Here is a 10,374-nt window from a genome sequence, read left to right on the forward strand (position 1 = left end):
AACTAAAACAGCTCCACCATTACCCTAACCCCATGCCCCAACCCCAAGTCCTCCGCCTCCACCCCGGAGAAGATCTCCGCACAAGCCTGACCAAAGCCTTCGCCGACCTGCAAGCCGGCCAGAACACGACGGCGGCTTGCATCATCTCCGCAGTGGGCAGCCTGTCCCAAGCGGTACTCCGTTACGCCGGCCAGCCCGACGGAACGGTGCTGCAAGAACCACTGGAACTGATCACGCTGTCGGGCACGCTAAGCCCCGACGGCGTCCACCTGCATGCCTGTGTGGCAACAGCACGCGGCGAGATGCGGGGCGGCCATGTGATGCCGGGCTGCATTGTGCGGACCACGGCGGAGATCGTGCTGGCGCCGCTGCCGGGCTGGGTGTTCACGCGTGAGCATGATGCGCAGACCGGCTTCAAGGAGTTGGTGGCGAGGCCGGCAGGGCCTTCAGCGTGAAAACGGCGTCGCATTTGATGTAGGCCTCTTCGCACAGCTGTATGAGCCTGCGGGCAGTGACGGGGGCGTCACAGCGGACGTAGATTGAATGGATCCCATCGCATGCGTGGTGAAAATCCGGTGTGTTCAAGCCGGAAAACAGGAGAGTTGTCATGAAAGCGTTGAACAGCAGTCTGTCGCACCTGGGTCTTCGTTCTGGCGGCGTATGTTTGTCCGCCGCGCTCGCGGCTGTCCTGGGGTTTTCGCCCGTGGGTGCGCAGACCACGGGTGGCGCCGCGGGTACGACAGGTAATACAGGCATTACCGGCACCACGGGCACGAACACCAACACGGGGACCGGCACCGGGGGCACCACCATCAACGGCAACAACACCGGCACCACGGGCACCAATACCAACACGGGCACCGGCACGGGCGGCACCAATATCAATGGCGGCAATACCGCCACCGGGGTGCCCGGCACGCGCGGCGCAACGGGTACGAATCCGGGCAGGCCCCTGGCGAACCCCCTGAACCGCAACCCGGCACGCCGCGCCGTCGCCAGCGAACCCGCGCAGCCCATGCCTGTCGACCCCCGGGATTCGACCACGCGGCCGGCGACCGAGCCGGGCACGCCGGATCCACGCGACAGCACGCGTTAAGGATGGCCGGGCACGCGGCCTGAACTGTTCTGTTCGCTCAGTGGGGGTTGATGCGTGAAAGGTCGTGCAGCCACTCGCGGTAGGCGCTTTCGCGCTCGGGTGGCGGCACGCGCAGCAGGGCGGAGGGGTGCAGGGTGATGAGCACCTTGCGCCCGTCTTCACGTTCCAGGATCTGGCCGCGGTTGGCCATGACCGGCACCGCCTTGCCGAGCAGGGCGCGGGCGGCGGTTGCGCCGAGGGCGACCAGCAACTCGGGCTGCGCCATGGCAATCTCGTCTTCCAGCCAGTGCAGGCAGGCGGCGATCTCGCGCTGCGCCGGGGTCTTGTGGATGCGGCGTTTGCCGCGCAGTTCGAACTTGAAGTGCTTGACCGCGTTGGTCACGAAGACCTTGTCGCGGCCTATGCCGAGCTCGCTCAGCGCGCGATCCAGCAGGTGGCCGGCGGGGCCTACAAAGGGCTTGCCGGCCAGGTCTTCCTGGCTGCCCGGCTGTTCGCCGACCAGCATGACCCTGGCCTTGCGCGGGCCTTCGCCGCACACGGCCTGTGTGGCGTGTTCGCCGATGGGGCACTCGCGGCAGCGGTTGGTGGCGCGCTGCAGGGCCGTGCGCGAGCGCACCAGCTCGATGATGTGTGTGCCATCCGCGGGCTCTTTGGGTTCTGCTGGTTCTTTTTCCCCTCTTTCCCGTTTGGCTGGCGTTGCGGCGCACTCCGCATTCAACTGCTCAGGCCCGATCGCAATCTGCTTGTGCATGGCTTGCGGTTTCAGCCGCGCCGGAGGGAAGGTGCGCCGGTAAAAGGCCAGCCACAGCTGTTCGCCCGCGTCGGGCGGCGGGGCCGCCGCCGCCTGGGCGCCGGGACCGAAGCGCAGCTGCCCGCCGTCCCATTCGAGGCTGCGCTCGGGCGTCAGGATGGCCCAGCGCATTTGTTTGTAGCGGCGCTCAAAAAAGGGCGCGACGGCTTCAATGATGTGGTGTTCGGGCTCGGACCAGGCCACATGCAGCGGGCCGACTTCGGGGTCGGAGCGGAAGGTGTCGTCCAGCACGGTGCGAAAGCGCGTAAAGGCTTTCATCTCATGCATGTCGCGCCGCACGGCCTCGGCCATGCGGCCGGCTTTCACCATGTCGGCGTCAAGCGGATCCTGCCGCAGGCCGGGCTCGTGGACCAGGCGCCAGAGGATGCGGTACAGCAGGCCGAAGCGGCCCGGGTCGCTGTGCAGGATGACGACCTGGCACAGCGCCATGAATTCGGGTGGCACGCTGACGGCGGGTGCGCCGTTGAACGCGGCCTTGTCTTGGAAGGCGCCGCCCGGCGCGCGGGCGGCGGCAAAAAGATCCTGGACGGCGCTGTCGGTGCTGTGCCAGCTGATCTGCTCGGGCAGCATTTGCTGCGCCAGCAGGCCGCGCGCGGCACGGCGGAAGCCMTCGAAGTCGGCCTGGCCCTGCAGCATGACGGGCAGCGGGGCTTGCGGAAAGAGGTCGGTCGTCAGCAGGTCATTCATCACGCCCATGCAAAGATCCTTTCTGCTTCACGTCAGACTTCATGGTGCGGCGGCGGGTTCAACCGCGGCTGTAGGCAAAGAAGCCGACTTCCTGGGTGCGGGCGTCGCATCGGCAGGAAAGAGAACACGAGGGAACATCAAAACACTGTATCAATATACAGTGTTTTGGGGCTATGGACACAGAAGTAAAGGCGAAAACCCTGGCGGCCTGTGGCTTTGGCGCCTAAACCGGGCGGAAAGCGCCTGGATGCAGGGCCCGGCTTGTCAGCGTGTGGCCGGGCGTGCGTTTCGCGGGGGCTGGGCCGCCCGGGCGGCGCGGGCGAGTTTCCTGGCGTGGGCTTCCATCGCCGCGTAGATTGCCGTGGCGATGCCCAGCGGCGCCAGGTAGTAGATGACGCGGTAGGCCACCAGGGCCGCCAGCAGTTCAGCCTGCGGCATCAGGTGCGACAGCAGGGCGACGAACACCGCCTCCAGCACGCCCAGACCGGCCGGGATGTGGGTGATGACGCCGGCCACGGCGGCCAGCAGCAGCACGCTGACGACGGCGGAAAACTCGATGCGGTGCTGCAGCAGGATGTACAGGATGCCGGACATGGTGAGCCAGTTGCCGGCGCCCATCAGCAGCTGCAGGACGGCCAGCCGCGGCGAAGGCAGTTCGAGGGTGTGGCCGCGCAGCTCGTAGTGGCGCTGGCGCGTGAAGGTGCAGATGCCCAGGTAGGCCGCGGCCGCCGCGAGCAGCGCGAGGCCGGCCAGGCGCAGGTGGACGGTGGTGACCGGCCAGTCCAGCGGCAGGGTGGGCGGGTGCAGGCTGAACACCCCGCCGGCCAGCAGCACATACCCCATCCAGTTGGCCAGCATGCTGATGGACATGATGCGCGTGATGGCGCCGGGCTTCAGGCCCAGGCGCGAATACAGCCTGAAGCGGAAGGCCACGCCGCCCACCAGCGAGCCGAGGTTGAGGTTGAAGGCGTAGCTGGTGAAGGTCACCAGCATCACGGTGGGGGCGCTGAGTTTGTGGCGCGTGTAGTGCCGGCCCAGCAGGTCAAAGCAGCTGTAAAGCGTGAAGCTGGCCGCGGCCAGGGCCACGGCGCCCCAGGCGGCGGTGAGCGGATAGTTCTCGAGGGAGTTGAGCACCTCGCCCCAGGCAATGCTGCGCGCCTGCGACACCAGCAGGGCGGCCACCAGCACAAAGAACACGCTGGTGGCGCCGCGCCTGAGCCAGGGCCACCAGGGCCGGCTGCGCCAGGGGCCGCGGGCGGGGGGCGGGTTGGGGCTGGCCATCAGGCGCTCACACGGTTTTGGCCTGCTGGCTTACCGCTTCGGCATCTCTGCCGGTGGGGCCGGCGGGGGCGGGGAGGTCCTGGCCGGCGGGCGTGATGCGCGGCGTGTGCGCCGGCAGCCAGCCGGCCCAGGCCGGGTAGCGCCGCAGCAGGTGGAAAACGAAATAGCTGCGCACGGTGCGCCACCAGGTGGGCTCGACCAGGTTTTCGCGGGTCACCTGCTTGCAGCTGTTTTGCATGATCGCGGCCAGCCGCGTGCCCAGCTCCTGGTTGAAGGCGCGGTCACGGATGACGACGTTGGCTTCCAGGTTCAGCGAGAGGCTCAGCGGGTCGAGGTTGCTGGAGCCCACGGTGGCCCATTCGTCGTCGATGACGGCGACCTTGCCGTGCAGCGGCCGTTCGCAGTATTCGTAAATGCGCACGCCGGCGTCCAGCAGGTGGTGGTAGAGCATGCTGGCGGCGGTCTTGACGATGGCCATGTCGGGCTCGCCCTGCAGGATGAGGCGCACGTCCACGCCGCGCCGCGCCGCGTGGCGCATTTCCCTGAGCAGCCGGTAGCCCGGGAAGAAGTAGGCGTTGGCGATCACGACGCGATGGCGTGCCGTGCGTATGGCCGCGCGGTAGTGGCGCTCGATGTCGTTGGTGTGCTTGCGGTTGTCGCGGGTGACGAACAGCGCGGAGGCTTCGCCCGCCGCTGCGGGGACGCTGTCGCCGCGCCAGGTGCCTGCGAACGAGCGCGCGCGGTTGGAAAAGCGCTCGCGCAGGCCCTCGGGCGGCTCGGCGCCGGCGTTGCGCCGGCCGGCGGCCAGGGCGCGGCGCACAAAGCTGTGGATGTCGGCGACGATGGGGCCTTCGATTTCGACGGCGTAGTCCTGCTTGGCCTGGGGCCCGAAGTCGGCCAGGTGGTCGGCCGAATAATTGATGCCGCCGACGAAGGCGCGCTCGCCGTCGACCACCACGATCTTGCGATGCATGCGACGAAACAGGTTGGTGCGCCAGCCCCAGAGCCTGGGGCCGGGGTCGAACACATGCAGGCGCACACCGGCGCGCGTGAGCGTCGAGATGAACTCGGGCGACAGGTCGGGCGAGCCGTAGCCGTCTATGGTCACGTCGACCTGCACGCCGCGCCGCGCCGCCTGGTGCAGGGCCGCATGCAGTTCCTCGCCGACCTTGTCCTCGAACAGGATGAAGGTTTCCAGCACGACCTCACGTTTGGCGGCGGCGATGCACTCGAACACGCGCGGGAAAAATTCCTCGCCGTTCTCCAGCAGGCGGAACTGGTTGCCGCTCACCCACCTGGACATGTCTAGATCTCGATTTCTGCCGCGAGCGGCGCGTGGTCAGATAAGTGTGACCAGGGCCGCAGCGGCAGCACCACGGGAGCGTTGCCTATGGCGTTGCGCACATAGATGCGGTCCAGGCGCAGCAGCGGCAGGCGTGCGGGGAAGGTGCGCGCCGCATGGCCGTTGGCCTGCACGAAGACCTCGTGCAGCTCGGCGCCTTTTTCGAGCCGCGCGTGGGCGCGGTGCCGCCAGTCGTTGAAGTCGCCGGCGACCACCACGGGGGCATGCGCCGGGATGTCCTTGCGCACCAGCTCGCAGAGCATGTCCATCTGCTGCTCGCGGTGGGTTTCCATCAGGCCCAGGTGCACGCAGATGGCGTGGACGTTGACGCTGCGGCCGGGAATCTGCAGTTCGCAGTGCAACAGGCCRCGGCGCTCGGGGCCGCTGATGGACACGTCGCGGTTCTCAAAACGCACGATGGGGAACTTGGACAGCACCGCGTTGCCGTGGTGGCCGTTGGTGTAGACGGCGTTGCGGCCGTAGGCGAACTGCGGCCAGATGGTGTCGGCCAGGAATTCGTAGTGCGGCGTTTCGGGGTAGTTGTCGAACTTGTCGGCGTGCTTGGCGTGGGTGCCCGTCACTTCCTGCAGGAACACCACGTCGGCGCCCACGCTGCGCACGGCTTCGCGCAGCTCTGGCAGGATGAACTTGCGGTTGAAGAAGGTAAAGCCCTTGTGGATGTTGACCGTGAGCACCTTGAAGGAGAACGAGGACTCGGGGCTCACGGCGGCCAGTGCGGTTTGCGTGTCGGCCTCCACGGCGGCCATGTCAACCTGCGTGCCCGCCTTGGGCGGCGTGACGGGTACGGCGACGGACAGCGCGTCGGGCGCACCACGGCGCGAGGCACCGTTAGGACTTGAAACAGAAGGGTCGGGAACGGAAGGCTGCATAAGAAGGGAGGCAAAAGGCAAAGGGCGGGTGATGGAAAACCGGAAGCGCGGACATATCAATACCGGCAAAGAGGCAGCATACGCGCCCGCCGGACACCCTGACGGACATTGTGGCTTCGCGGCTTTCGCCCAAGGTGTAGGACAAAACTTATTTGTACGCCCGGCTGGCGCGCCTCTTCAGCGACCCTGGGAAGCCGCCTGCGCAACCACACGCCGCGGGCGCAGTGTCCTACATGGCGCGGCGTGCCTCTCCGGCACGTCCGCCTTGGCTTGGCCCCTAAATTGAAATCAGCCCCGTTATCGCGTTATCGCATGAGGGCTTGTTTGTTCCACACGCCTTGTTTCTGGGGCCAACCGAAGAGGAAATGACCATGAAGAAGTTTTCGATGAAATCCATTCCCGTAGCCGCTGCCATCGCAACCGCCCTGTTGATGGGTGGGCAGGTCCAGGCGCAGACCGATACCACGAGTACCACGACGCCGCCGGGCACGACCAAGCCCAAGGACCAGAACACGGCGGCCCCCGCAGGCGGTGCGGCCAAGACGCCTGAAGCACGCACAGCCGCCAAGGCCGATCGCGCGGCAGCGAAGGCCGCCAAGCGCGAGAAACGCGCGGCCAAACGGGCCMAGAACTCCGCCGCGCGTGACGCGGCCGCGACCTCGACCGGCGGTGCGCAAGGCCCCACTGTGGGCGGTACCAAGTAAGACAACACACCTGCTTCGGGGGGAGTAATCCACGCGAAGCGGCATGGGCGGGCCACAACGGTCTTCGTTGCGGCCCTGCCGGGTGGTTTGCCTTGGGGCAAGGCCATCGTTTTTTGAAGGAGATTGAAATGTCCAAATTCTTGATTCGCTCGATTCCCGGCGCCGTGGCGCTGACCCTGGCGGCTGCGCTGGCCGCCCCTGGCGCCTTCGCGCAAAGCCTGGGGGTCGGTGTGGGTGTAGGCGCCGGCGCCGGTGTGAGTGGCAACAGGGCTGCCGGCAATGCCGATGCCGGCCTGGGCGTGAACCTGGGTGTCAATGCCGGCCAGAACGCCAATATTGACGCCGCCACCCGCGCGAACGCGGCGGGCGGCGGTGACAGCGGCTCCGGCATGACCAGCGGCCGGGTGGGCGCAGGTGTAGGCGCGGGTGCCAATGTCTCCGGTGCGGTGGACGACACCGCACGTGCCACAGGACGCGCGGCAACCCGCACGGGTAACGCCGTGAAGAGCGGCGCCCGGCGCACCTACAACGGCGTGAGTAACGGTGTGGGCAGTGCGGCAGGCAGCCTACAGGGCGGCGTGCAAGGCAGTGTCCAGGGTGGCGCGGGCGTCAGTGGCGGCGCGCATTAAAAACCGGACCTGAGGCCGGCCGCCCGTTTGCGGGCGGTTCGGCCCAGATTTTCAATGCCTCAAAGCCGGGCGCGGGCATGTCCCGCGGCCCGGCTTTTTGCTGCCCTTTATTTGGGCCGCGGCTGCGGAAAATCCTTGTCGGGCTGCAACAGCGTGCCGGCGCGCAGTGCCTTCACGGCGGCGGCCACCGCGCTGGCCGCGTTGCGCACCTCGGCCAGCACGGCCTTGTCGGCGTCCAGCGTGTCGTGGCTGGTGGCATAGGGTTCGTAATAGCCGATGTAGCGGTCCAGCCGGGCCTGGCTGCCGGCGTCTATCAAACCCATCCAGTCCAGCCAGTCGCTGAGGCCGCGCCGCGTGCCCTCGATACCGGCGACGTCGCCGTGCACCACCAGGCCGTAGGCGCGGCCGGCCAGGTGCTTGGGATAGTCCCAGCCCTTCATCTCGAGCGCCTTGGCTTCCTCGGGTTTTTTGCCGTGGGTGCTGGTGGGGTCGGGATTGCCGCCGTCGGCGCAGACCAGGCGGTCCATCATGAGCTTGAGCGGGCTGGGCGACTGGTACCAGTACACCGGTGTGAGGATCAGCACGCCGTGCGCGGCCGTCCAGCGTTCGTAGATCTCGGCCATCCAGTCGCCGGTCTGCCCCAGCGCATGGTTGGGGTAGCAACTGCAGGGCCAGTGGCACAAAGGCATGGCGGTGGAGACGCAGCCCTTGCAGGGATGGATGCGCAACTGGTAATCGGAACTGAGCAGGCTCAGGTCCAGCACGTCGGCGTGCATGCCCGCGCCTTCCAGCGCGGTTTTGGCGGTGTTGAGCAGCCGCCAGGTCTTGGAGATCTCGCCGGGGCAGGTTCCGTCGTTGCGGGCCGAACCGCAGACCAGCAGCACGCGGGACGGCGTGGCGGGGTTTTCCCATACAGCCTGCGTCTTCTGCAGGCGTGCGCGGGTTTCCAGCCATTCGGTCGACAGGTCGTAATCAGGGTCGGCAAAACCCTCGCCGGCTTTGCGTGTGAGGGGCGCCTTGCGGCCTTCCTTGTACGCATCCCAGGCCAGCGATTCGAGCCGCGCCAGGGCTTCATCTTCGGCGCGAAAGGCCGGGTCCACAAAGGATTGCATGAAACGTTCGTGGAAAGCATCGCGCGACAGGACGGCCGGTGCCTGGCCTTTGCGGACTTCGCTCATGGGCCCAGTTTAGTGAGGCTGGGCGGCGCGAATAAAGGCATTCGACAGCGTCCTACGCGGGCTTTGGGCGGCGTCCGGCGAAAACGGGCGGACGTAAAAAAGCCCGCACCGGGTCACGGTGCGGGCTTGGGGTCAGCGCGATCAGCGCGCCGGTGGCTTAGCCCTTTTGCGGTGCCGGGCCGCCGTGCTCACGGTGGCCGCCGCGCGGGCCGTGCTTCTTGTGCTCGGCATCAAAGGTCTTTTGCTGCTCGGGGCTCAGCACGGCGTAGAAGGTTTTGGTGGCTTCGCCGCGCTTGTCCATGGCGGCGTTCATTTCAGCCATGCGCTGGGTGCGCATTTCCTTCATCTTGTCGATGCGCTGGGGCGTGGTCAGCTTGTCGAACTCGGCGCGCTGCTCGGGTGTGGGACGCGCGCCGTGGGCGGGCGGCTGCATGGCGGCCGTGTAGCTGGTCCACGCGCCTTCCTGGGCCGGCGTGATCTTGAGCTTGGCCTTGAGTTCGGCCTGGTGCTTGGCGATCATGGCCTGCATTTTGGCGGGGTCGTGGCGGCCCATGCGGCCTTCATGCGGGCCGGCGGGTTTGCCGGCTGCGGGCGGCGAGCCCGCGGGCGCTGCGGGAGGTGTTTGTGCCATGGCGCCGGCGCCCACCGTTGCCAGCAGGCCGGCCAGGACGAGGCTGTTGAGGGAAGCGGAGGGCTTGAATGCGAATTTCATGGGAACTTCCTTTCAGGGGAGAAGATGCCTGAAAAATCCGCTGCCGTGACATACGGCTTTTGGCTTCAGGTTGARAGCAAGTGTGGTGGTGCTCGTATCCCCGCCGTTGCCCAGGCGATGAGGGTTTGTAAAGTTTCTTGAATGTTCACCGGTGTTGGGGCTCCTGCTGTCCTCAGGCTGTGCCGTACAGCAGGGTTTCGAACAGGTCCTCTCCGCCCATCTGCCCGCCCTTGAGCATGATCTCCAGCCCGTCGAGCGCGGCTTCGTCGCTGTGCAGGCGGCACAGGGCGACACCGGGCGCGAGTTGCGCGGCATAGGACAGGCCCCAGGCCTTGAGCGCCTGCACGGCCAGGCTGGAGGTGTCGCCGCCGGCAATGCCGAGGCGGCGCAGGGGYACGGCCCGCAGCACGCGCCTGAGCAGGGCGCCGCTGGCCTGCGCGAGCGCGCGGCCGTCCACTGGCCAGTCGCAGGGCTGGCCGTCGGCGGCGGTGCAGGCCAGTACGTGGCGGCCCTGGCCCAGCAGCGCGGCGATCTGGTCCGACATCTGCCCGGCATAGGCCGTGTCGGCGGTGAGGCGGGCGGCGTCCAGCGCGACCTGCCGGTAGGAGCTGGCGGCCTGGACCTGCTGCGCCGTCACGGGGGACAGGCTGCCGGCGAGCACCAGCACCGGGCCTGTTGCGGCGGCGATGCGGGGCGCCGCCGCTTCGGCACCGGATTGCCAGTGCGCGGCCAGGGCCTGCACCACGCTGCTGGGCCCGGTGGCGAGCAGGCGTTGCGCTTGCGCGCGTTGCCAGATCAACCGGCCCACGGTGGCCAGGTGGCTGTCGTCGGCGACGTCCAGCAGCACCGCGTCGGGCTTGCGCGACAGCAGGCCGGCCAGCTGGCGGTCCAGCGCTTCGGCGTCCTGGCTGTAGTCGGGGTAGGCGATACCGGCGACTTGCGCCAGGCCCTGCGCGGCCAGGTGGCGCCGCAGGTCGGCCTCGTGCATGGGCGTGATGGGGTGCCGGCTCATGGTGGGGTGACGGTCCAGGCGGTGCACGGCGG

The 10,374-nt window shown here is 67.7% G+C and carries 11 protein-coding genes; 4 read left to right on the plus strand and 7 right to left on the minus strand.

Annotated features, from left to right (window positions below; genetic code table 11):
- Positions 1-32 precede the first annotated feature (32 nt).
- Complete coding sequence (locus AC1D0P_RS15260; RefSeq protein ID WP_477677515.1) at positions 33-455, plus strand: PPC domain-containing DNA-binding protein; 423 nt, start codon at positions 33-35, stop codon at positions 453-455.
- 152 nt (positions 456-607) lie between these two features.
- Positions 608-1,096: a hypothetical protein gene (locus AC1D0P_RS15265; protein WP_477677516.1), complete on the plus strand. Its 489-nt coding sequence runs from the start codon at positions 608-610 to the stop codon at positions 1,094-1,096.
- Positions 1,097-1,133: 37 nt separating this feature from the next.
- On the opposite strand, the gene AC1D0P_RS15270 is transcribed toward AC1D0P_RS15265, so the two are convergent.
- The 4 genes from AC1D0P_RS15270 to AC1D0P_RS15285 all read right to left on the minus strand — a co-directional run bounded on the left by AC1D0P_RS15270 (position 1,134) and on the right by AC1D0P_RS15285 (position 5,984).
- Positions 1,134-2,603, minus strand: coding sequence for a UdgX family uracil-DNA binding protein (locus AC1D0P_RS15270; RefSeq protein WP_477677517.1), 1,470 nt, complete (start codon positions 2,601-2,603; stop codon positions 1,134-1,136).
- Between the two features lie 255 nt (positions 2,604-2,858).
- The gene (locus AC1D0P_RS15275; protein WP_477677518.1) at positions 2,859-3,875 is read right to left on the minus strand and encodes a lysylphosphatidylglycerol synthase domain-containing protein; all 1,017 of its coding nucleotides are present in this window, start codon (positions 3,873-3,875) and stop codon (positions 2,859-2,861) included.
- Between the two features lie 7 nt (positions 3,876-3,882).
- Entirely contained in the window at positions 3,883-5,178 is a 1,296-nt protein-coding gene (gene clsB, locus AC1D0P_RS15280) for a cardiolipin synthase ClsB (RefSeq protein WP_477677519.1), read from the minus strand.
- Between the two features lie 2 nt (positions 5,179-5,180).
- Positions 5,181-5,984, minus strand: a complete 804-nt coding sequence (locus tag AC1D0P_RS15285; protein WP_477677525.1) for an endonuclease/exonuclease/phosphatase family protein — start codon at positions 5,982-5,984, stop codon at positions 5,181-5,183.
- Between the two features lie 494 nt (positions 5,985-6,478).
- Here AC1D0P_RS15285 and AC1D0P_RS15290 point away from each other — a divergent pair, with 494 nt between their 5' ends.
- Positions 6,479-6,811, plus strand: coding sequence for a hypothetical protein (locus AC1D0P_RS15290; protein ID WP_477677520.1), 333 nt, complete (start codon positions 6,479-6,481; stop codon positions 6,809-6,811).
- Positions 6,812-6,939: 128 nt separating this feature from the next.
- Positions 6,940-7,440, plus strand: a complete 501-nt coding sequence (locus AC1D0P_RS15295) for a hypothetical protein (RefSeq protein WP_477677521.1) — start codon at positions 6,940-6,942, stop codon at positions 7,438-7,440.
- 107 nt (positions 7,441-7,547) lie between these two features.
- Here AC1D0P_RS15295 and AC1D0P_RS15300 read toward each other — a convergent pair whose 3' ends face one another.
- The 3 genes from AC1D0P_RS15300 to AC1D0P_RS15310 form a co-directional block, all read right to left on the minus strand.
- A complete protein-coding gene (locus AC1D0P_RS15300; protein WP_477677522.1) occupies positions 7,548-8,618 on the minus strand; it encodes a flavodoxin family protein in 1,071 nt (356 codons plus the stop codon).
- A gap of 157 nt (positions 8,619-8,775) precedes the next feature.
- Positions 8,776-9,330 carry a Spy/CpxP family protein refolding chaperone gene (locus AC1D0P_RS15305; RefSeq protein ID WP_477677523.1) on the minus strand — a complete coding sequence of 185 codons (555 nt, stop codon included), beginning with the start codon at positions 9,328-9,330 and terminating at the stop codon, positions 8,776-8,778.
- Between the two features lie 172 nt (positions 9,331-9,502).
- A partial coding sequence (locus AC1D0P_RS15310) for a four-carbon acid sugar kinase family protein (protein ID WP_477677524.1) occupies positions 9,503-10,374 on the minus strand: 872 nt, incomplete at its 5' end.

It is taken from the genome of Polaromonas sp. P1_G2, assembly GCF_056405515.1.

Excerpts from the sequence above, each read along its gene's own strand:
- AC1D0P_RS15275 (WP_477677518.1), bottom strand. The coding sequence starts at position 3,875 with ATGGCCAGCCCCAACCCGCCCCCCGCCCGCGGCCCCTGGCGCAGCCGG.
- AC1D0P_RS15265 (WP_477677516.1), top strand. The coding sequence starts at position 608 with ATGAAAGCGTTGAACAGCAGTCTGTCGCACCTGGGTCTTCGTTCTGGC.
- clsB (WP_477677519.1), bottom strand. The coding sequence starts at position 5,178 with ATGTCCAGGTGGGTGAGCGGCAACCAGTTCCGCCTGCTGGAGAACGGC.
- AC1D0P_RS15295 (WP_477677521.1), top strand. The coding sequence starts at position 6,940 with ATGTCCAAATTCTTGATTCGCTCGATTCCCGGCGCCGTGGCGCTGACC.
- AC1D0P_RS15300 (WP_477677522.1), bottom strand. The coding sequence starts at position 8,618 with ATGAGCGAAGTCCGCAAAGGCCAGGCACCGGCCGTCCTGTCGCGCGAT.
- AC1D0P_RS15305 (WP_477677523.1), bottom strand. The coding sequence starts at position 9,330 with ATGAAATTCGCATTCAAGCCCTCCGCTTCCCTCAACAGCCTCGTCCTG.
- AC1D0P_RS15260 (WP_477677515.1), top strand. The coding sequence starts at position 33 with ATGCCCCAACCCCAAGTCCTCCGCCTCCACCCCGGAGAAGATCTCCGC.